Source organism: Demequina sp. NBRC 110052, assembly GCF_002090075.1.
Lineage (GTDB): Bacteria > Actinomycetota > Actinomycetes > Actinomycetales > Demequinaceae > Demequina.
In genome coordinates this window covers 570,253-591,031 of the sequence record NZ_BBRI01000002.1, presented here as the reverse complement: position 1 = coordinate 591,031, position 20,779 = coordinate 570,253, and the positions used below count along the sequence as shown (strand labels likewise).

18 protein-coding genes and 1 tRNA gene are annotated in these 20,779 nt (G+C 70.5%); 13 read left to right on the top strand and 6 right to left on the bottom strand.

Annotated elements, in window-relative coordinates:
* Positions 1-29: 29 nt before the first annotated feature.
* Genes B7K21_RS02815 through B7K21_RS02795 form a run of 5 tightly spaced genes read right to left on the bottom strand, consistent with a single transcriptional unit; the run spans position 30 to position 7,565 of the window.
* Complete coding sequence (locus B7K21_RS02815; protein WP_084073663.1) at positions 30-1,637, bottom strand: GAF domain-containing sensor histidine kinase; 1,608 nt, start codon at positions 1,635-1,637, stop codon at positions 30-32.
* Entirely contained in the window at positions 1,630-3,384 is a 1,755-nt protein-coding gene (cydC, locus tag B7K21_RS02810) for a thiol reductant ABC exporter subunit CydC (RefSeq protein WP_084073661.1), read from the bottom strand. Before cydC ends, B7K21_RS02815 begins: the two co-directional genes overlap by 8 nt.
* A complete protein-coding gene (locus B7K21_RS02805; protein ID WP_084073658.1) occupies positions 3,381-5,039 on the bottom strand; it encodes an ABC transporter ATP-binding protein/permease in 1,659 nt (552 codons plus the stop codon). Before B7K21_RS02805 ends, cydC begins: the two co-directional genes overlap by 4 nt.
* Positions 5,040-5,048: 9 nt before the next feature.
* Complete coding sequence (gene cydB / locus B7K21_RS02800) at positions 5,049-6,080, bottom strand: cytochrome d ubiquinol oxidase subunit II (RefSeq protein WP_084073655.1); 1,032 nt, start codon at positions 6,078-6,080, stop codon at positions 5,049-5,051.
* A gap of 12 nt (positions 6,081-6,092) precedes the next feature.
* Complete coding sequence (locus B7K21_RS02795; protein ID WP_084073652.1) at positions 6,093-7,565, bottom strand: cytochrome ubiquinol oxidase subunit I; 1,473 nt, start codon at positions 7,563-7,565, stop codon at positions 6,093-6,095.
* A gap of 219 nt (positions 7,566-7,784) precedes the next feature.
* On the opposite strand from B7K21_RS02795, the gene B7K21_RS02790 reads away from it, so the two are divergent.
* From B7K21_RS02790 to B7K21_RS02735, 13 genes are all read left to right on the top strand, one after another.
* A complete protein-coding gene (locus tag B7K21_RS02790) occupies positions 7,785-10,586 on the top strand; it encodes an Rne/Rng family ribonuclease (protein WP_234989153.1) in 2,802 nt (933 codons plus the stop codon).
* Between the two features lie 175 nt (positions 10,587-10,761).
* Positions 10,762-11,070, top strand: a complete 309-nt coding sequence (gene rplU, locus B7K21_RS02785; RefSeq protein ID WP_084073647.1) for a 50S ribosomal protein L21 — start codon at positions 10,762-10,764, stop codon at positions 11,068-11,070.
* Between the two features lie 15 nt (positions 11,071-11,085).
* The gene (gene rpmA / locus B7K21_RS02780) at positions 11,086-11,340 is read left to right on the top strand and encodes a 50S ribosomal protein L27 (RefSeq protein WP_084073645.1); all 255 of its coding nucleotides are present in this window, start codon (positions 11,086-11,088) and stop codon (positions 11,338-11,340) included.
* Positions 11,341-11,494: 154 nt separating this feature from the next.
* Positions 11,495-13,027 carry a GTPase ObgE gene (gene obgE, locus B7K21_RS02775; protein ID WP_084073639.1) on the top strand — a complete coding sequence of 511 codons (1,533 nt, stop codon included), beginning with the start codon at positions 11,495-11,497 and terminating at the stop codon, positions 13,025-13,027.
* Between the two features lie 76 nt (positions 13,028-13,103).
* A complete protein-coding gene (proB, locus tag B7K21_RS02770) occupies positions 13,104-14,222 on the top strand; it encodes a glutamate 5-kinase (RefSeq protein WP_200806231.1) in 1,119 nt (372 codons plus the stop codon).
* A 66-nt stretch (positions 14,223-14,288) separates the two neighbouring features.
* On the top strand, positions 14,289-15,581 hold the full coding sequence (locus tag B7K21_RS02765; RefSeq protein ID WP_084073636.1) for a glutamate-5-semialdehyde dehydrogenase: 1,293 nt from the start codon (positions 14,289-14,291) through the stop codon (positions 15,579-15,581).
* A gap of 89 nt (positions 15,582-15,670) precedes the next feature.
* Complete coding sequence (locus B7K21_RS12555; RefSeq protein WP_159448391.1) at positions 15,671-15,817, top strand: hypothetical protein; 147 nt, start codon at positions 15,671-15,673, stop codon at positions 15,815-15,817.
* A 2-nt stretch (positions 15,818-15,819) separates the two neighbouring features.
* Positions 15,820-16,410, top strand: coding sequence for a nicotinate-nucleotide adenylyltransferase (gene nadD, locus B7K21_RS02760; RefSeq protein WP_307155776.1), 591 nt, complete (start codon positions 15,820-15,822; stop codon positions 16,408-16,410).
* Positions 16,379-18,040 (top strand): hypothetical protein, encoded by a 1,662-nt coding sequence (locus B7K21_RS02755; protein ID WP_159448390.1) that lies wholly within the window; start codon positions 16,379-16,381, stop codon positions 18,038-18,040. The genes nadD and B7K21_RS02755 overlap by 32 nt, the downstream gene beginning before the upstream one ends.
* A complete protein-coding gene (gene rsfS, locus B7K21_RS02750; protein WP_084074779.1) occupies positions 18,037-18,399 on the top strand; it encodes a ribosome silencing factor in 363 nt (120 codons plus the stop codon). The genes B7K21_RS02755 and rsfS overlap by 4 nt, the downstream gene beginning before the upstream one ends.
* Positions 18,396-19,022 carry a histidine phosphatase family protein gene (locus tag B7K21_RS02745; RefSeq protein ID WP_159448389.1) on the top strand — a complete coding sequence of 209 codons (627 nt, stop codon included), beginning with the start codon at positions 18,396-18,398 and terminating at the stop codon, positions 19,020-19,022. The genes rsfS and B7K21_RS02745 overlap by 4 nt, the downstream gene beginning before the upstream one ends.
* Position 19,023: 1 nt before the next feature.
* Entirely contained in the window at positions 19,024-19,665 is a 642-nt protein-coding gene (locus B7K21_RS02740) for a histidine phosphatase family protein (RefSeq protein ID WP_084073626.1), read from the top strand.
* 81 nt (positions 19,666-19,746) lie between these two features.
* A tRNA-Ala gene (locus B7K21_RS02735) sits at positions 19,747-19,819 on the top strand.
* A gap of 54 nt (positions 19,820-19,873) precedes the next feature.
* On the opposite strand, the gene B7K21_RS02730 is transcribed toward B7K21_RS02735, so the two are convergent.
* Positions 19,874-20,746 carry an HAD-IIB family hydrolase gene (locus B7K21_RS02730; protein ID WP_084073624.1) on the bottom strand — a complete coding sequence of 291 codons (873 nt, stop codon included), beginning with the start codon at positions 20,744-20,746 and terminating at the stop codon, positions 19,874-19,876.
* Positions 20,747-20,779: the final 33 nt, after the last annotated feature.

Below are 20,779 nucleotides of genomic sequence, written 5' to 3'. Positions count from 1 at the left end.
CCTTTCGCGTCTGAGCCGTCACACGGCGGCTACGCCTCGACGTTCCACTCCGCGGCCGTGCCGGGCCGCTCGTAGCCGGGGCGCACCGGCGCGAGGGTGAACGTGCCCTCACGGCGGATCGCGCGGTTGGCGAGATTCGACGTGCCAGAGTGGCGCTTGGTCGCTCCCGCAGGTCCGATGCCGTCGTCGGTGATCGTCACGATGAACCTTCCCGGGGGCGCGGATATCGCGACGGTGACCGCAGTGGCGTCGGCGTGCCTCGCGACGTTGGACAGCAGCTCGCGCACCACGGCCACGACGTCGTCTGACAGCGTCGGGTCCACAAGAGTGGCCGTGGCGGCGTCCTCCCAGTCCACCTGGATGCGCGGCGCCAAGCCGAGCGAGTCCTGCGCGAGCACGAACTCGCGCCTCAGACGCTCGGACAGCGGCTCGTTGGTGCGCTCCCCGGCGAGCGTGCCCATGACGGAGCGGACCTCGCGCTGCGCACGCTTGACGTGGTCGAGCGTGGACAGCAGGCGCGGGCGGAACTCCACGGGAACATTGGCGGCGATCGTCTCGAGCTGGATCGCGGTGGCGAACAGCTCTTGCGAGACGAAGTCGTGCAGGTCGTCGGCGATGCGCTCGCGCTCCTCGAGCATGTGCGACACGTTCTTGACGTGCGCGAGCTCGGCGAACGACAGCGCCATCGCGGCCTGCGAGGCGAAGCGCTGCGCGGTGGAGAGGTCGTCCTTGTCGAAAGGCGCCATGCCGGGCTCGCGCCAGAGCATGAGGAGACCGGAGGTGCGTCCCTCGGTGTGGAGGGGCGCGTACAGCGTCGGGCCGAAGGCACGCACCGCTTCAATGATGGTGCCGCCAGGTGGTTCGGGTGCGATCACGCCCTCACCCGAGCGGATCACCGTCAGGGCGTAGCCGTCATCCGGGAGCACCTGGCCGAGCAGGTCCTCGGCGCGGTTGCCGAGCGTGAACTCCATGACCCATTCATCGCCCACGCCGGGCAGCACGAGCGATGCGGAGGTCGCGCCCGCGAGCTCAGCGGCGGCCTGCACGATGCGCTCGAAGGCCTCCTCGTCGCCGGGGTCGGCGAGCAACTGCGTGGTGATGTCCTGTGAGGCGGTGAGCCACTTCTCGCGTGCGAGCGCAGCCTCGTACAGCTGGGCGTTGTCCACCGCGACGGAGGCGGCGGCAGCCAGCGCGAGAACGATCTGCTCGTCCCGGGGAGTGAAGCCGCCTTCTTTGCTCGCGAGGTAGAGCGTGCCGAAGAGTTCGCCGCGCACGGTGAGCGACGCGCCCATGAACGATCCCATCGGGGGGTGTCCTGGCGGGAGGCCCTGGAAGGCGGGGTGCTCGGTGAGCTCGGGGATGACCAAGCAGCCCTCGGTGGGGATCTGACCAAGCGTGCCGACCGCGTTGGGCGCGCGGCCGATGTGCGCCATGACGCCCTCGGGCATGCCGTTGTAGTGGAACTCGAGCGAGATCCCGTCGGCGTCGAGGATGTTGATGGCCGCCATCTTGGCGCCGGTCTGCTCGGTGGCTGCGTCAAGGAAGCGGTCGAGCACGGCCGAGAGCTCGAGCTCTCGGTTCATGACCAGGATGGCGTCTGTCAGCGCGTCTGACACGGGACGGCTCTCCTCACTCATGAAGCGTCACCCGCCTTTCGGTGTACTCGAGCGGGGACTCGTGGTGCGTGACGATGACCACGATACGGTCCCGCGCCTTCAGATCGGCCACGACGGCGCGCAAAGCGCCATGTCCTTCGACGTCCAGGTGCTCCGCAGGCTCGTCGATCAGGACGATGGTCGCGGGGTGGAGCATGGCGCGGGCGAGCAGCAGTCTCCGGCGCTCACCTCCGGAGACGGTGTGACCGCCCGAGCCGATCTCGGTGCGAATGCCGTCCGGGAGGCCCGCGATCCAGTCCGTCAGGCCCACCGCGTCGAGCGCGCGCAGTGCCTCACCCTCGGTGACATCGCCGCGCGCGACGCGAAGATTCTCCAGCACTGAGGTCGCGAACAGATGCGCGTCCTCCGACGTCAGCGCGACGACGTGGCCGGTGTGGGCAGGGGAGACGGGGCGGCCATCGAGGAGGGCCGCGCCTGAGTGGGGGCGGATCGCTCCCGCGATCGCTAGCAGCAGCGTCGACTTCCCGATGCCCGAAGGCCCGACGATGCCGAGCGCCTCGCCACGCCGTAGCGTGGCCGTGATCGGATGCGTGGGCGTCATGCCTGGCCAGGCGACGCTGAGGCCGTCGAGCGTGAGCTCGTGTGGTGCCTCGGGCGCGGGGGCGGGGCCGGCGCCGGGATTCTCGCGCCCGCCCGACGCTGCGGCGCGGTCTGCGTCGGCGGCGGACATGGCGCCGGGTTCAGTGAGCGCCGCGCCGGGCTCGGCGAACGCCCCACCCGCGAGCGGTTGGGTCAGCTCACGGATCCGCTGGGCGGCTGCCCGTGAACGGAACAGCTGTTGGACTGCGGCGGGAACGGCGCCGACCGCTTCGAACGCGGCGAGCGGCAGCAGTGCCACGACGGTGGCCCATGGACCGGAGACGGTGCCTGCCTCGATCGCGAGGATCGCGAGCGCAATGCCGGCGATCAGGGCGATGCCCTGCGCGAGCACCAGGAGCCCGGCGCCGATCGCCCCGGGTCGCGCTCCCAGCTCGAGCGCGTGCTCGGCGTCGCGATCCGCACGGCGCACCTCGTCTAGGGCCTCGTCTCGGGTGCCCCAGACGCGGTGCTCGGCTGCCGACTCGATGGCGGCGAGCGAGCTCGTGGCCATGGCGGCGTGCGCTGCGACCCCCGCCTCTGCCGCGATGCGAGCCTGACGTGCAGTGAGCGCGGCGACCCCGAGTCCCGCGAGCAGCAGAGCCGCGGCGAGCGTGACTCCTGCGAGCGGCAGGATCACGGTGACGATCGCGATGGAGATAGTGCTGACCGTCGCCGCGACTCCGAGCGGCACGATCGCGCGCACGACTGCGTCGCCCACGGCGTCGAGGTCGGTTCCGATGCGCGCCACGATGTCGCCGCGCCGCAGCGCCAGGACGCGACCGGCGCCTGCCGAGGCGAGGCGCGCGTATGTGCGCTCGCGCAGTGCGACCATGCCGCGTAGCGCGGTGTCGTGGCTCGCGAGTCTCTCGAGATAGCGGAAGAGTCCGCGCGAGATGCCGAAGAAGCGCACGATCACGGCGGCGAGCGCCAGGTCGGCGGGTGAGGGCATCTCGGCAGCCTTGGCGATGAGCCACGCGGCGACGGCAGAGAGGCCCACCGCCGAGCCCAGCGCCATGGTGCCGAGCAGGATCGCGCGCACGACGGGCCACGGCTTCACGCCGGTGTCGCGCAACGCATCCCGGAGCGCGCGCGGGGCTGTCGTGGCCGGGGGCATCGGTGCGGCGCTCATCGCTGCGACTCCTCGTCCGCGGCGACGGTGGTCTGCTCCGAGGTCACGGTGAGCACCTGGTTGGCAGCCTCGGTGACCTCGTCCTCGTGGGTCGCGACCACCACGGTGGCGCCCGCGTCGGCGAGTGCCCGCATGCGCGCGACCACGTCGGCACGGGAGACGGGATCGAGGTGCGCGGTCGGCTCGTCGAGCAGGACGAGCGGCCGTTCGGAGTCGAACGCGCGCTCCAACGCGCGCCGCTGGCGCTCGCCAAGTGAGAGCGTGCGAGCCTCGGGACCCAGGTCGGGGCGCTGCGGCACCCACGCGACCTGTGCGGTCCAGGCGTCCACGTCCACTGCCACGGTGCCGTCTGCTGCGATGACGGTGGCGCCGGAGGCTCCAGGGAGGGAAGTCCCTGATCCGTCATCCTCGCCGGCATGCTCGAGGACGATGCTCCCCCTCGTGGGTGCGAGCAGTCCGGCGAGCGCGAGCAGCAGCGTCGACTTTCCGGATCCGTTCGGCCCCACGATCGCCGTGATGGATCCGGGGAGCAGCGTCGTCGTGACATGCGCGGGCGCGAGGCGGGAGCCGTCGGGCACAGCGATCCCCATGCGGTCGCACGTGAGCGCACGTCCACGGAGCGCGGGGGCCGGGTCGTTGCCTCCCGGCGCGGCGAGCGGTTCGTCGAGGATGTCGAAGGCGGCGTCCGCGGCCGCGAGCCCGTCTGCCGAAGCGTGGAAGTGCGTGCCGACGTTGCGCACGGGGAGGTAGACCTCAGGCGCCAGCACGAGCACGGCGAGCGCGGTCTCGATGCCGATGCCGCCCTCGACGAGCCGGAAGCCCATCGTGACGGCGACGATCGCGACGGCGAGCGTCGTGAGGAGTTCGAGCACCATTCCCGAGAGGAACGCGACCCGCAGCGAGCCCATCGTCGCGCGTCGGTGGGCTTCGCCGAGGTCCCGCACGCGCGCGGCGGGGCCACGCTCGCGCCCCAGGCCGCGCAGGGTGGGCACTCCCGCGATCAGGTCGAGGGTGCGCGCGCCGAGCTGTTGCATGGCGACGAGATGACGAGCGGACCTGTCGCGCGTGACGAGGCCCACCAGCACCATGAAGATCGGCACGAGAGGGAGCGTGAGGCCGATGATGAGCGCCGAGAGCCAGTCGAGGCCCAGGACGATGACGAGCAGCAGGGGAGTGAGCGTGGCTGCGAGACCCAGCTGCGGCAGGTATCGCACGAAGTACGGCAGGAGATCGTCGAGTCCACGGGTGACGACCGTCACGACCTCGGCGCCGCGTCCCGAGGCGATCCACCGCGGACCCATCGCCGCGGCATGCGCGACGACCTGCTCGCGCAGCTCAGAGACGACGCGCGCGCCTGCGCGATGCGCGAGCCGTTCCTGAGCCCAGGAGGCGAGCGCGCGTAGCGCGATGACGCCCGCGAGCAGCGGTAGGCCCGTCGACAGCTCGCGTGTGGCCACGGGCACGATGGTGCCGAGCCAGCCGAGGCCATCGTCGGCGAGCGGGGCAGGGGCGAGCCACGGCGCGAGGAGCCGTGCGATGAGCAGCGCTTGGACAGCGACAGCCAGGGCCGTGAGAAGGCCCAGGCCCGCCGTCACAAGGATGTAGCGGCGGGCCGGGCCGATCCGCACGACCAGGCGCGGATCGAGAGGACGCATCGAGCGATGCTACTTCTTCAGGAAGGTGAGCTCGCTGTGCTCCGGGATGTTGTCCGTGCTGATGCGGCGGCGGAACACCCAGTACGACCACGACTGGTACAGGAGCACCACCGGGGTCAGGATCACCGCGACCCACGTCATGACGGTGAGCGTGTAGTCGGTCGACGAAGCGTTGTCCACCGTCAGCGAGTATGCAGGGTCGATGCTCGACGGCATCACGTCCGGGTACATCGAGCCGAAGATCAGCACGACGGCACCCACGAGCACCACGGCGTTGGCGATGAACGCTCTCCCGTAGCTCTCGACGCGCGTGAACCACACGACCGCGAGCAGGCCCAGCGCGGCGACCGCGACGACCGCCCAGGTCCACGGCACCGAGTACGCGAGCTGGGTCCAGATGGCCCATCCGCCCGCGAGCACGAGAGCGGCGACCGAGATCTTCTTGGCGAAGTCCCCGGCGCGCTTCGAGAAGTCGCCGCTGGTCTTGAGCGCGAGGAACAGCGCACCGTGGCTGAGGAACAGCGTCAGCGTCACGAGGCCGCCGAGCAGCGCGAACGGGCTGAGCAGGTCGAAGAAGTTCCCGACGAACTCGAGGTGGCCGTTCACTTCCTCGATCGGCACGCCACGCACGAGGTTGGCGAACGCGACTCCCCACAGGATCGAGGGCACCCAGGCGGAGCCGATGATCGCCCAGTCCCAGCGCTGACGCCACACAGGGTCGTTGATCTTGCCGCGGTACTCGATCGCGACGGCGCGCACGATCAGCGCGAGCAGGATCAGGAGCAGCGGCAGGTAGAAGCCTGAGAACAGTGTCGCGTACCACTCGGGGAATGCCGCGAAGGTGGCGCCTCCAGCGGTGAGCAGCCACACTTCGTTGCCGTCCCACACGGGGCCGATGGAGTTGAGCGCAACGCGGCGCTCCTTGTTGTCCTTCGCGAGCAGGCCCATGAGCATGCCGACGCCGAAGTCGAAGCCTTCGAGGACCAGGTAGCCGGTCCAGAGGACCGCGATGAGGATGAACCAGATGAGGGGCAGATCCATGGCGGGGACTCCTTAGTACGCGAACGACAGCGGGCGGCTGCCGTCCTCGTCGACGGTGGGCTCCTCGACCTCGGGAGCCCCTTCGACCGCGTAGCGGTGGATGAGGCGGAACCAGAAGACTCCGAGGATGGCGTAGACGATCGTGAAGACCGCGAGCGACGTCGCCACCTCACCTGCGGAGACGTTCGGCGAGTAGCCGTACTGCGTGAGCAGCATGACCATGTCGACGCCGTCGGGGTTCGGGGCTACCACGAAGGGCTGGCGTCCCATCTCGGTGAAGATCCACCCGAAGCTGGCAGCGAGGTAGGGCATCGGCAGCGACACGATCGCGAGGTTCTTCATCCAGTTCGCGGTGGCATAGCCGCCCTTGCGTGTGAACCACAGGATGACGAGCGAGAGCGCGGCTGAGAATGCCCCGAGGCCGATCATGAGTCGGAACGACCAGTAGGTGACCATGAGGTTGGGGCGGTACTGGATCTCGTTGCCCGCCGTATCGGTGGCTCCGTAGCGGTCCGCGTACTGCTCCTGGAGATCGACGAGTCCGGGGACTTCGGCGCTGAAGTCGCCGGTGGCCATGTACGAGTACAGCCCGGGCACGCACAGCAGGTGATTGACGGACTCAGGGTCGTCTCCGGCGAGGTTGCCGATCGCGAGGAGCGAGAAGCACGCGGACTCCTCGCTGTGGATCACGCCTTCGGCGGCGGCCATCTTGATGGGCTGCTGCTGGAACATCAGCTTCGCCTGCAGGTCGCCCGTGACGATGACGGCGACGCCAGCGATGAGCATCGTGACCGCACCGAAGCGCGCTGCGGTGCGGTACAGACCCAGGTCCTTGTGGTTCTTGTCCTCACGATGCTTGCGCCACATCCAGTACACCGCGATGCCGGCGACGAAGTTGCCGGCGACGAGGAACGCGGTGGCGATCACGTGGGGGAACGCCAGGAGCGTGGTGTTGTTCGTGAGCACGTCCACGATGGAGTTCATCTCGGCGCGACCGGTCTCGGGGTTGAAGTCGGCGCCGACGGGGTGCTGCATCCACGAGTTCGCCGCGATGATGAAGTACGCCGACAGTGCGGATCCGATCGCGAAGGCCCATACGGTCATGAGGTGGATCTTCTTGGGCAGCTTGTCCCAGCCGAAGATCCACAGGCCCAGGAAGGTCGACTCGAGGAAGAACGCGAGCAGCGCCTCCATCGCGAGCGGGGCGCCGAAGATGTCGCCGACGAAGCGCGAGTAGTTGGACCAGTTCATGCCGAACTGGAACTCCTGCACGATGCCGGTCGCGATGCCGAGCGCGAAGTTGATCAGCAGCAGCTTGCCGTAGAACTTGGTGAGGCGCAGCCACTTCTCCTTGCCGGTGCGCACCCACGCGGTCTGCATGATCGCCACCAGGGTGGACAGACCGATCGTGAGCGGGACGAGGATGAAGTGGTAGACGGTCGTGATGCCGAATTGCCAACGCGCGAGATCAAGGGCCTCGAGCATGGTGGGGACCTCCCTTAGTAGATACGTCAGAAACTACCTTCGGAGGCAATCTGACGCACCGGGACCTCAGTCCCGGGTCGGGGCGGATGGCAGGGATGTTGTCGCATTGCATTACCGAGAATGAGAATGCACGAGCGGCGTGCTCGCGGTCGGCCCGCTGGCCTCGCGCGCGCGACGCGCTCGGAAGATGGCGGCCCAGTTCCGCGGTCCTGTGACACAATGGTCCGCAGGTCCGGCACTCGTCCACACCGAGTGCCTGCCGCGCGACAGACGCAGCGAACGCGTTGCCGCCGGTCCCGTCAGGATCCCGCAGGGCTACAGCCCACCGCGGCGACATCGGGGAAACGGCGCACGAGGGGCGCCGCTGTCAGCCGCGACCGACAGACTTCCGCGGTCACGCAACGTGAATCGCGACCGACGACGAGGTCGGGGCCGAGTGTGGTCGGCCTCGACAGCGAGGTACCCGCTTTGAGCGAGGACAACAGCACCACCGCACCTGCCGCCGCCCTGGTATTCCAGGCGCCGGAGCCCCCCAAGTCGCGCCGCGCATCGGCGCCCGCCGGCCCGCCCAAGGCCGCAGAGTCCGCCCCCGCGGGCGACGGGGCACCCCAGGCCGACCGGTCTGCGAACGCGGCGCCCCAGGGCGACAAGCCGAAGAGCGACAAGCCGAAGTCGGCCAAGAGCCGCTCCGCGAAGAGCAAGGCGTCGGACGACAAGCCGGCCGACGCGTCGGGCACGTCCGCTGAGGCGTCGAGCGGCGACTCGCCCGAGCAGGGCGCGAGCGACAAGCCCAAGAAGAAGTCCGGTGGTCGCAAGAAGAAGGCCGCCGCGCAGTCCGACGCGCCCGCCGAGGCCAGCGCGGAGACTGCCGACGCTGCGGGTTCCGATGACGGCGACGCCAGCGGCGACGACAGCGACGGCGACAACAACGGTGGCGAGTCCGGCGAGGGTGGTGGCGCGAAGCGCCGTCGCCGTCGTGGTGGACGCGGTCGCGGCAAGAAGCGCGCCGAGGGCGAGCAGGACTCCAGTGTGATGGACGAGGGTGGCGACTCGCCCGCCTCGGAGGACAAGGTCGGCGACGATCAGAATGGCGAGAGCGCCGAGTCCGACGGCGACGGTGAGGGAGGCTCGTCGCGTCGTCGGCGCCGCCGCAGCCGCGGCTCGCGCTCGGGCAGCGGCTCCGGCTCGTCCGGTGGCGGCTCCGACGACCAGCTCCAGGGCTCGACGCGACTGCAGGCCAAGCGCCAGCGTCGCCGTGATAACCGCGACGGCTCGCGCCGACGCCCGGTGATCTCCGAGGCGGAGTTCCTCGCGCGCCGCGAGGCAGTCAAGCGCTCCATGGTGGTGCGCGAGAAGGATCACCGCGTGCAGATCGCCGTGCTCGAGGACGACGTGCTCGTGGAGCACTACGTCTCCCACCAGGCGCAGCAGTCCATGGCGGGCAACGTCTACCTGGGGCGCGTGCAGAACGTGCTGCCAGGCATGGAGGCCGCGTTCGTGGACGTGGGTCGCGGCCGCAACGCCGTGCTGTACGCGGGCGAGGTCAACTGGGACGCAGCCGGCCTCGAGGGCAAGCCTCGCCGCATCGAGCTCGCGCTCAAGCCGGGCGACACCGTCATGGTGCAGGTCACCAAGGACCCGATCGGCCACAAGGGCGCTCGCGTCACGAGCCAGATCTCGCTCGCGGGACGCTTCCTCGTGTACGTGCCCGGCGGCGGCGTCACCGGCATCTCTCGCAAGCTCCCGGATACCGAGCGTGCGCGCCTCAAGAAGCTGCTGCGCGAGGTCATCCCCTCGGACGCCGGCGTGATCGTGCGCACCGCGGCCGAGGGTGCGTCCGAGGACGAACTGCGCGCCGACGTCGAGCGTCTGAAGCGCCAGTGGCAGACCATCCAGGACGAGGCCAAGACCGGCAAGGCTCCCAAGCTCCTGCGCGGCGAGCCCGACATGGCCATCCGCGTGGTCCGCGACATCTTCAACGAGGACTTCGACTCGCTCACCATCCAGGGCGAGGACACGTGGAACTCCCTGTCGATGTACGTGCAGCAGGTCGCCCCCGACCTCATGCCGCGTCTGCACCGCTTCACGGGCGACCGAGACGTCTTCGCCGAGTCCCGCATCGACGAGCAGCTCGCGAAGGGCATGGACCGCAAGGTCTGGCTGCCCTCCGGCGGCTCGCTCGTCATCGACCGCACCGAGGCCATGACGGTCATCGACGTCAACACGGGCAAGTTCGTCGGGAAGGGCGGCACGCTCGAGGAGACGATGACGCTCAACAACCTCGAGGCGGCCGAGGAGATCGTCCGCCAGCTGAGGCTGCGCGACATCGGCGGCATCATCGTCATCGACTTCGTCGACATGCTGCTCGAGGCCAACCGTGACCGCGTGCTGCGCCGCCTCATCGAGTGCCTGGGACGCGACCGCACCAAGCATCAGGTCGCCGAGGTGACCTCGCTGGGCCTGGTCCAGATGACGCGCAAGCGCGTGGGCCAAGGTCTCGTGGAGGCCTTCTCTGAGACGTGCGAGCACTGCAAGGGACGCGGCTTCCTCGTGCACGGCGAGCCCGTGGCCGAGGCGAGCGAGAAGCAGCCTGAGCAGCGTCGTTCGCGTCGTGGCAAGGGCGGCGGCTCCGGCCAGTCGGGCCAGTCGCAGGGCCAGAGCCAGGGTTCTGGACAGCGCTCCGGCGGCGCCGCGCAGGCGCATGACGACCACGCGCACTCGAAGGCGGGTGGCGGCGAGACGCACGCGCTCGACGACCGCGAGGAGGCGCGTGCGGCGGTCAAGGCCACGCTGGCCTCGATCGCGGCGGCCGCCGAGAAGGCGCATCACCACGGCGAGGACCACCTCGAGGGCGTCGTCGTGCCGGTCGTCCTGCCCGACGCTCCTGCGGAGCAGCCGGAGGGAGGGGCGGCTCCTGACGTGGTTCCCGAGGCGGTCGCACCGGACCCGGAGGCGCCCGACGCGGCGGCTGACGGAGCGTCGGACGCGCCCGCCGAGGCCGAGGAGACGCGCGAAGGCTGACCGCCGAGATTCCTGGCGCGCCGGGTTTGACCGGCGAGGCAGGGCTCGGGTAATCTAGACCGTCGGCGCGAGAGCGCCTCAAGCCCTGCCTGCGCCCTCCTCGAGGGAGCGGCTGCGGCAGGACCGGGTCCGTGCAGGGCCCATGACCCAAGAGTTTCAAGAGGAAAGACACATCATGGTGTACGCGATTGTGAAGGCCGGTGGCCGTCAGGAGAAGGTCTCCGAGGGCGATGTCATCGTCGTCGACCGTCTCAAGGCTGAGGCTGGCTCCACCGTTGAGCTCGCCCCCGTGCTGCTCGTCGACGGTGACAAGGTCACCTCGGACGCCAAGGCGCTCGGCAAGGTCAAGGTGACCGCTGAGGTCGTCCGCAACGAGCGCGGCGAGAAGATCGACATCCTCAAGTACAAGAACAAGACCGGCTACCGCAAGCGCATCGGTCACCGTCAGGAGCTCACGCGCCTGAAGGTCACGGGCATCAAGTAAGGCGAGGAGACACTCATGGCACACAAGAAGGGCGCGAGCTCCTCGCGCAACGGTCGCGATTCGAACCCCCAGTACCTCGGCGTGAAGCGCTTCGGCGGTCAGGTCGTCTCGGCTGGCGAGATCATCGTGCGACAGCGCGGCACCCACTTCCACCCCGGCGAGAACGTCGGCCGTGGCAAGGACGACACGCTGTTCGCGCTGTCGGCCGGCTCGGTGGCGTTCAACCAGCGTCGTGGCCGCAAGGTCGTCGACATCGTGGTGGGCGAGTAACCACACGCATCACTCTTATCCACGTCAGGGGCGCGCCGACAGGCAGCGCCCCTGACGTGTCTCTAGGCTCGGAGACGAGCCGACCAGCATGGCCCCAGACGAGTTCGGGGCACATGCACCAGGCCCTCGACGGGCCCCGACGGAAGGATCGACCGTGGCCAGCTTCGTGGACCGCGTGACGTTGCACGTCACGGCAGGCAACGGCGGACACGGCGTCGCGTCCGTGCATCGCGAGAAGTTCAAGCCGCTCGGCGGCCCCGACGGCGGTAACGGCGGCCGCGGCGGCTCGGTCGTGCTGCGGGTGGACCCGCAGGTGACGACGCTGCTCGATTATCACCACGCACCGCACCGCACTGCGGAGAACGGCAAGCAGGGTGCGGGCGACATGCGCCACGGCGCCAACGCCTCCGACCTGGTCCTCGGCGTCCCCAGCGGCACGATCGTCAAGACCAAGGACGGCGAGGTGCTCGGGGACCTGGTCGGCGAGGGCGCGGAGCTCGTGATCGCGCAGGGTGGCCGAGGGGGACTCGGCAACGCGGCCCTCGCCACGACCAAGCGCAAGGCGCCGGGCTTCGCACTGCTCGGCGAGCCGGGCGAGGAGGCCTCGGTCGTCCTCGAACTCAAGTCGATCGCCGATGTGGCGCTCGTGGGCTACCCGAGCGCGGGCAAGTCGTCGCTCATCGCCGCGATGTCCAAGGTGCGTCCCAAGATCGCCGACTATCCGTTCACGACGCTCGTGCCCAACCTCGGCGTGGTCGAGACCGGCGGCGGCCGCTTCACCATGGCGGACGTGCCTGGCCTGATTGCCGGCGCCTCGGAGGGCAAGGGCCTTGGCCACGACTTCCTGCGCCACATCGAGCGCTGCTCGGTGATCGCGCACGTGCTCGACACCGCCACGCTCGAGAGCGACCGCGATCCGCTGCGTGACCTCGACGTGATCGCTGCGGAGCTGCGCGCGTACACGGGCGACGAGGCCATCAGCGGGGTGCCGCTGTCAGAGCGCCCGCAGATCATCATCCTCAACAAGGTCGACGTGCCGGACGGACGCGACCTGGCGGCCATCGTCCGTCCCGAGCTCGAGGAGCGCGGGATGCCGATTTTCGAGGTCAGCGCCGTCAGCCACGAGGGCCTTCGGGAGCTGGGATTCGCGCTCGCTGCGATGGTCGAGGCGGAGCGCGCCAAGGCGCCCGTGCTCGAGAAGGCGCCGATCGTGCTGCGCCCCAGGGCCGTCGACGAGTCGGGCTTCACCGTCACGCACGTGCGCGACGGCGCCGAGGACTACTACCAGGTGCGCGGCGCCAAGGTCGAGCGCTGGGTTCGCCAGACGAACTTCGCCAACGACGAGGCCGTCGGCTACCTCGCGGACCGTCTGGCCCGCGCGGGCGTCGAGGACGCGTTGTTCAAGGCTGGCGCCGTTCCAGGCAGCGAGGTCGTCATCGGACCGCGCGAGGGTGGCGTCGTGTTCGACTGGGAGCCCACGATGGCCGCGGGAGCCGAGCTCCTCGGCCAGCGCGGCTCCGACCTGCGCGTGGAGGACCACGAGCGCACACACCGTGCCACGCGTGCCGAGAAGCGCGCGGAGCACAAGGAGCGCATGGACGCGAAGTCCGCCGCGCGCCAGGAGCTCTGGACCGAACGCGACTCCGGTCACTGGACCGACCCGTCGAAGGACGACGACGAGCTCTGACACCATAGGCTGAGCCGACGCTTCCGGTGCGTCGGCGGGGGAGCGCCCCCAGCGTCGGGCGTGTGAGGGAGGACGAGTGAGCGAGCACCTGCGATCCGCGGTGTCCCACGCGCGACGCGTGGTCGTGAAGGTCGGCTCCTCTTCGCTCGCTGGCCCCGACGGGCACCTCGACGAACAGCGCCTCGGCGAGCTTGTCGACGTGCTTGCGCGTGAACGCCTCGCGGGCCGTGAGGTGCTGCTCGTCACCTCGGGGTCGATCGCCGCAGGCCTCGGACCGCTCGGACTCGGCGCGAGACCGACCAACCTCGAGCTCCAGCAGGCCGCCGCATCGGTGGGCCAGGGCAAGCTCATCCACGCGTACACCGTCGCGTTCGCGCGTCACGGTCTCGACGTGGGCCAGGTGCTCCTGACCTCCGATGACATGGTCCGCCGCGCCCACTACGGGAACGCGACGCGCGCGCTCGAGTCTCTGCTCAGCCTCGGCATCGTGCCCATCATCAACGAGAATGACACCGTCGCGACGGACGAGATCCGGTTCGGCGACAACGACCGGCTCGCGGCGCTCGTGGCCACGGCGGTCGCGGCCGATGCGCTCGTGCTGCTCACCGACGTGGACGCGCTGTACACCGCCGCGCCTGGTTCGCCAGGGGCTCACCGCATCGCCGTGGTGCGCGGACCCGACGACCTGGGCGGCATCGACATCTCACGGCGAGGTTCGGCCGTGGGCACGGGCGGGATGATCACGAAGGTCGAGGCGGCATCGATCGCGACGACCTCGGGTGTTTCCGTGGTGCTCGCGAGCGCGGCCGACGCCGGACGCGCCATCGTCGGCGAGGATGTGGGCACGCTGTTCCTCCCGACCGGCAAGCGGGACACGACGCGTCTCCAGTGGCTCGCGCACGCGGCGCGCACGCGCGGCGGGATCGTGCTCGACGCGGGCGCCGTGCGGGCGGTCACGAGCCGACGCGCCTCGCTGCTCGCCGCCGGCGTGATCGAGGTGCGCGGCCAGTTCGAGGCGGGAGAGCCCGTCGACCTGCTCGCGCCCGATGGGTCGCTCGTCGCGCGCGGCTTCGCGGGCTTCTCGGCGGAGGAGGCCGAGCAGATGAAGGGCCTCAGCACTGAGGCTCTGGGGGACACGCTTGGCGAGCACTACGCGCGCGAGCTGATCCACATCGACCACCTCGTGGTGCTCTAGCCTGCGGCTCCGGTGGTGCCAGCGAGCACCCGGGCGGCCCGCGTGGCGCGGCCTAGACTGGTCGGCATGACCGACACCGCCACCACCGTCGACGTCGACGTCGAGGCCGCCGTGCACGACATCTGCCAGCACGCGAAGCTCGCCTCACGCGTGCTCGCCACCGCCACGCGAGCCGTGAAGGACGAGGCGCTTCATGCCATGGCCGATTCGCTCATCGCGCAGGCGCCGCGGATCGTCGAGGCGAACGCCGTGGACGTGGCGCGCGAGCGGGAAGGCGGCATGAGCGAGGGGCTGCTCGACCGCCTCACGCTCACCGAGGACCGGGTCGCCGCCATCGCGGGCGCGCTGCGCTTCGTCGCCGGACTGCCGGACCCTGTCGGCGAGGTCCGCCGCGGCTCGACGCTCCCGAACGGGCTGCGACTGCTGCAGAAGTCCGTGCCGATGGGCGTGGTCGGCATGATCTACGAAGCGCGCCCCAATGTGACGGTCGATGCTGCGGCGCTGTGCCTGAAGTCCGGCAACGCGGCGGTGCTGCGGGGCGGCTCGGCCGCCGCGTCATCCAACGAGGTGATCGTGGCGGTGCTCCAGGACGCGCTCGAGTCTGTGGGACTGCCCCGCGAGGCCGTGCAGTCCATCGACGCATACGGCCGCCCGGGGGCGACCGCGCTCATGCAGGCGAGGGGACTGGTCGACGTGCTGATCCCGCGCGGAGGGCGCGGGCTGATCCAGGCGGTCGTGCGCGAGTCGACCGTGCCGACCATCGAGACGGGCGAAGGCAACTGCCACGTGTACATCGACGCCTCGGCGCCCACCGAGCGCGCCGTCGCGATCGCCGTGAACTCGAAGGCGCACCGCGTCGGCGTCTGCAATGCCGCCGAGACCCTGCTCGTGCACCGGGATGCCGCCCAGCGCGTGATGCCGGCGCTACTCGAGGCGCTCGCCGCCGAGCAGGTGGTGCTGCACGGGGACGACGAGACGGCGTCGCTTGCGCCCGAGACGGTGAGCATCGTCTCCGCGACCGAGGAGGACTGGGCCACCGAGTACCTCAGCCTCGACCTCGCGGTGAAGGTGGTCGGCAACCTCGACGAGGCGATCGACCACATCCAGCGGTACACGACCGGCCACACGGAGGCGATCGTGACCGAAGACATCAACGCCGCGGAGCGCTTCGTCAGCAGCCTCGACACGGCTGCGATCATGGTCAACGCGTCGACGCGCTTCACCGACGGCGGCGAGTTCGGCCTCGGCGCGGAAATCGGCATCTCCACGCAGAAGCTCCACGCGCGCGGGCCGATGGGGCTCGGCGAGCTCACCACCACGCGCTGGATCGCGTACGGCGACGGGCACATCCGCCCCTGACGTGGCTCATGCGCGCCGGGCGGCGGACGCTGACGGTGGGCGCGGTCGCGGCGTGGAATACTGGTCGCCAAGTCCCGAAGGAGTCTGACGTGATCTTCACCGAGGTTGCCCCCGCCGCCGAGGCGGTGCACGAGTCCACGATCAATGCCCCCGCGATCGGCCTTCTCGCCTTCGCGGGCCTTGTCGGCCTGCTGCTCGTCACATACGCCTTCCGGAGCGTCGGCACGCGCCACTGAGCGTGACGGCACCGCGCATCGGCGTCCTGGGAGGGACGTTCGATCCCATCCACCACGGCCATCTCGCCGCGGCGAGCGAGGTGTGCGCCGCGCTCGGCCTGGATCGCGTGCTCCTCGTGCCCACGGCCACGCAGCCGTTCAAGACTGACGAGCCCGTCTCGTCGGACGAGGACCGCATCGCGATGCTCGAGCGGGTGGCCGCGCAGGACGCGAGGCTCCAGGTGTCCCGCGTCGACGTCGACCGCGGAGGCATCACCTACACGCTCGACACGCTCACGGATCTGCGGGCGCAGCTACCCGACGCGGAACTGTTCTTCATCACCGGATACGACGCCCTCGAGCGCTTCGATGAGTGGAAGGAGCCCGCGCGTCTGCACGAGCTCGCGACCTTCGTGGGCGTATCCCGCCCGGGGCATGGGACGCCCGACGCACCTGGGCCCTTCGTGCTGGTGAACGTCCCCGCCCTGGATGTATCCTCGACGGATGTGCGTCGCCGAGTGAGGGAAGGTGCGCCCATCAGGTACCTGGTCCCTCACTGCGTCGCCGACTACATCGTCGAGCATGATCTCTACACCGGAGGACGGGATGACTGACGCGGGTGCGCCGCTGTCGCGGCGCGAGCGCCGACTGCGCGCCCAGCAGCAGGCCCAGGCCGCCGAGCTTGGCACAGGCGACATCCCGACGCAGACCCCTGACGGCCGCGCCCTGTCGCGTCGTGAGCGGCGAGCGCTCGAGCGGTCCGAGCAGCCCATGGAGACGTGGACTGCGGAAGAGGAGATGATCGCGACCGGTCAGCTCCCCGCCATGACGCCCGACGTGATCGCCGAGCAGGAGCGCCTCGCGAAGCGCAAGGCCGAGGAGGCCGCCGAGGAGGCCGCCCGCACCTCGGCCGAGCTGCGACGGGTCTCCCTGACCGACGCGGCGGCCGCGCCCGTGGCGCCAGAGCCCGTGCAGGTGCATGCGGCTTCGGAGGCCGAGCCCGAGCAGGAGTCCGCACCCGAGCCGGCTGCCGTGTCCGAGCCCGTGGCCGAGGTGTCGCCAGCGGTGGAGCACGCGGATGTCGCAGAGCCCACGCCTGAGCCCGCGGAGGCAGCCGAGACCGCGCCTCCCGCTGCCAGCGAATGGGACGACCTGACTGACCTCACGGAGCGGCTCGAGCCAGTGCCGGCGTCAGACGCGCCTGCGGCCGAGCCCGAGGCCGAAGCCGAGGCCGAAGCCGTGCCCGCGCCGGCGGCCGACGACCCCGCCAACGCCGTCCCCGAGAGCCTTCGCCACCTGTTCCCGCCGGGCTCGCTTCAGGCGCGCCTGATGGCGGAGGGCTTCGCTGCCTCGCGCCCCGAGCCGACTCCCGAGCCGGACACTCACGCCGAGGCAGTTGCAGATCCCGAGCCGGAGCCAGCCCCGCAGTCGGAGCCTGCACCTGAGCCGCAGCCGGACGCGCCCGTCGAGCCTCCCGCGGCAGCGCAGCCCGCCGCCGAGGACCCCGAACTGGCAACCGAGACCGACCCAGCCGAGGAGTTCCGTCGCCTCACCGCACAGGCGATGGCGGGCCTCGAGCGCGCGTCGCGGCCCGCGCATGGGCCGGAGCCTGAGGTGGCGACCGACGTGGCGCCGGCCGCGCCCGCCGGCGTCGAGCGCGAGCCGACCACGGCTGTCCATGAGAGCGCGATCCAGGACGCTCCGCCTCCTCAGCCCACGTTCCCTTCGGTGAGCGGCGAGGTTTCTGTGCACGCGCCGTCGGGATTCTCTGCGCGCTCGGCGCAGGATGCCGAGGCGGCGTCGCAGTTGCATGCCCCTGTGCCTGCCCCGAGCCCGTGGGAGCATCACCCGCTGCAGGACGCGGACGCCCCGTCGTTCGACCCGAACGAGTACGTTCCGAGCGACCAGCTCCCGCGCCCCGACCTCACGCAGTTGCTGCGTCCGGCGACCGGCGGCGCTCCCCAGGCGACCCCTCTGGGAGGCCAGCGCACGTCGTATGCGCCGCCCGTGACCGGCGCGATCCCGCAGGCGATCGCCTTCGGCCAGGCGCCCACGACGACCGGCTCCATCCCGATCACGGCCGCGATTCCGGTGACCAGCGGCATCGAGGTCCCTGAAGAGGGAGCACGGCTCAACCCCGCAGGCGGAGCCCGCGACTTCCGATGGGCCCACCTGGCCGTCCTGTGCGCGGTCGCGTTCGTGTGCGGAGTGCTCGTGTGGCAGCTCGCGGGGCCCGGCTCGTGACCGCCTCCTCGCGCGCGCTCGCGTTGACCGAGGCTGCCGCGCGTGCGGCGGCGGACAAGAAGGCGGAGGAGGTCGTCGCTCTCGACGTCTCGCAGCAGCTGCCGCTCGCCGACGTGTTCCTGATCGCCTCCGGCACGAATGAACGCCAGGTGGCGGCGATCGCCGAGGGAATCGAGGACGCGCTGCTCGACCAGGGGGCCAAGGCCATCCGGCGCGAGGGCATGCGCGAGGGCCGGTGGGCGCTCATGGACTTCAACGACGTGATCGTGCATGTGATGCACCAGGAGGATCGCGCGTACTACGAGCTCGAGCGGCTGTGGAAGGACTGTCCGGTCGTGCCGCTGCCCGACGCCGAGTGACCCGCCTCTTCGTGGTCCGGCACGGCCAGACCGATTGGAATCTCGCGAACCGCCTGCAGGGCTCGTCCGACATCCCGCTGAACGACACGGGGCGTGCGCAGGCCTCGGTCGCTGCGCCCGGCCTGCTCGCGCAGCTCGAGGGCATGCCGACCGTCGTCGCCTCCACGCTGTCGCGGGCGCGCGAGACTGCGCAGATCCTGTTCGAAGGGTGGGATGTTCAGATTCATGAGGACGCGCGCATCGCGGAGCGGTCCTATGGCGTGTGGGAGGGCATGGAGGCCGATCTTCGCCAGGTGAACCATCCGGAGGACTACGACCGCTGGAAGGCAGGGCTCGAGCCGCGCATCGAGGGCTACGAGACCCACGCGGCCCTCACTGCGCGCAGCGTCGCGGCGGCGGACGAGTGGACGGCGCGCGTGGAAGCGTCAGGCGGCGGCGATCTCGTGTTCGTCTCGCACGGCTCGACGGGGCGGATGCTGCTCATGAGCCTGCTCGGCCTGCCGAGCACAGGGCGAGCGCTCGGCAACCTTGAGAATGCGTGCTGGTCGCGGCTGGTGCCCACCGCGTCGGGCGCGTGGTCGCTCGACCGTCACAACGTCGGCGCGGACCCGGTGAGGGGCTGAGATGTCGACGATGATCCTGGTGCGCCACGGTCGCACGGACTACAACGTCGAGGGGCGGCTGCAGGGGAGCCTCGACGTGCCGCTGGGCGCTGAGGGGCGGGCGCAGGCGGTCGCAACGGGCCAGCACCTCGCGGCCGCCTACGGCACGCCCGACGCCCTGCTGACCTCGCCGCTGGCGCGTGCGTTCGACACGGCTGCGGAGATCGGACGGCTCGTGGGGATGGAGCCCGTGTCCGACGCGCGCCTCACGCAGCGCTCATACGGCGCCTGGGAGGGGCGCACCTGGGACGAGGTGCGCGCACGGTGGCCCGAGGAGTACGCGGCCCGCATGCGAGGCGAGGACCCCGACATCCCCGGATGGGGCACGTCCGTGGAGGTGGGGCGGCGCGTCGCCGAGTGTCTCGAGGAGGCCGTGCATGGGCGGGAGCTGGTCACGGTGGTCAGCCACGGCAGCGCGCTCATGCTCGGCGCGCTCGCGCTCTTGGGGATCCCGCCGCTTTCCACCGCGCTCGGGAAGCTTCCGCACGGGCACTGGAACGTGATGACCCGATCGAGCACGGGCGCGTGGTCGCTCGAGCGCTATGCGATCGATCCCTCCGCTGCGCGGATGCCTCGCCGCGGTGAGGCGCCGGACGTCGACTAGGGTTGGCGCAGGATTAACACCTGGATCGGAATCTGGGCTATCATCTAACTCGCTCTTCGGAGCGCCTGACCTTCGGGTCACGGGGCTGTGGCGCAGCTGGTAGCGCACCTGCATGGCATGCAGGGGGTCAGGGGTTCGAGTCCCCTCAGCTCCACGTGGTGTGGAGACAGCACCGCAGAAGCCGCCCTTCGGGGCGGCTTTTCGCGTCTCAGGCCTCGATGAGGCCGAGTGCGATGAAGGCGTCGGCCAGTCCCGACTCGGACGGGCCGGCACACGTCGCGTCGGCCACGGCCAGCAGGTCGGGATGCGACCCCTCGATCGCTATGCCGGTGCCCGCGAACTCGAGCATCTCGAGGTCGTTCAAGCCATCGCCGAAGGCGACCACGTCGTCGGGCGTGAGACCGAGCTTGGAGATGACGGTCTGGATGCCGCGCGCCTTGTGAAGATGCGCGAGGAACAGCTCGCCGGCCCCGGGACCGAGCTCGGGAATCGAGCTCGGGATGGACGCGACCGCAGGCCCGATGCTCGCCGCGATCTGCGCGAGTGGCGCGTTCGCGGCGAGCGATGTGATCTTCGCGAACGTCACCGAGGAGAGGTCCTCGACGGCCGTGAGATGAGCGGAGATGTCCTGGCGGGAGTGCGCTGCCTCGGGATCGGAGGCCTCCGCGTCGCGCTGCCGGCGCCGCTCGCGATGCGCCACGATCGCGTCGATCGTGGACTCGCGCGCATACGTGGCCTCAGGCGCCTCCACCCAGTAGGCGGCGCGCTGCGCGTCCAGTGCGGCGATCGTGCGCGCGGCGAGCTCGCGCGGGAAGCGCACGTCCTCGAGTACCTCGTGGCCGAGGGTGACGTGTCCGCCGGCCGCTGCGACGACGCCGTCGAAGCCTGCGGCGAGCACGTGATCGAAGATCAAGGAGCGCGGCCGGCCGGTGCACAGGAACGTCAGATGTCCGGCGGCGCGCGCCGCGCGCACCGCGTGGGCGTGCGCGTGAGGGACCTGTCCGTGATCCGCGTAGGTGCCGTCGATGTCGAGGAAGATGGCCTTGCGCCCGGGCGGTAGCGGAGCGAGCGCGGAGGTCACCTCACGAGACTATCCCGCTGCCTCGCGCGGGGT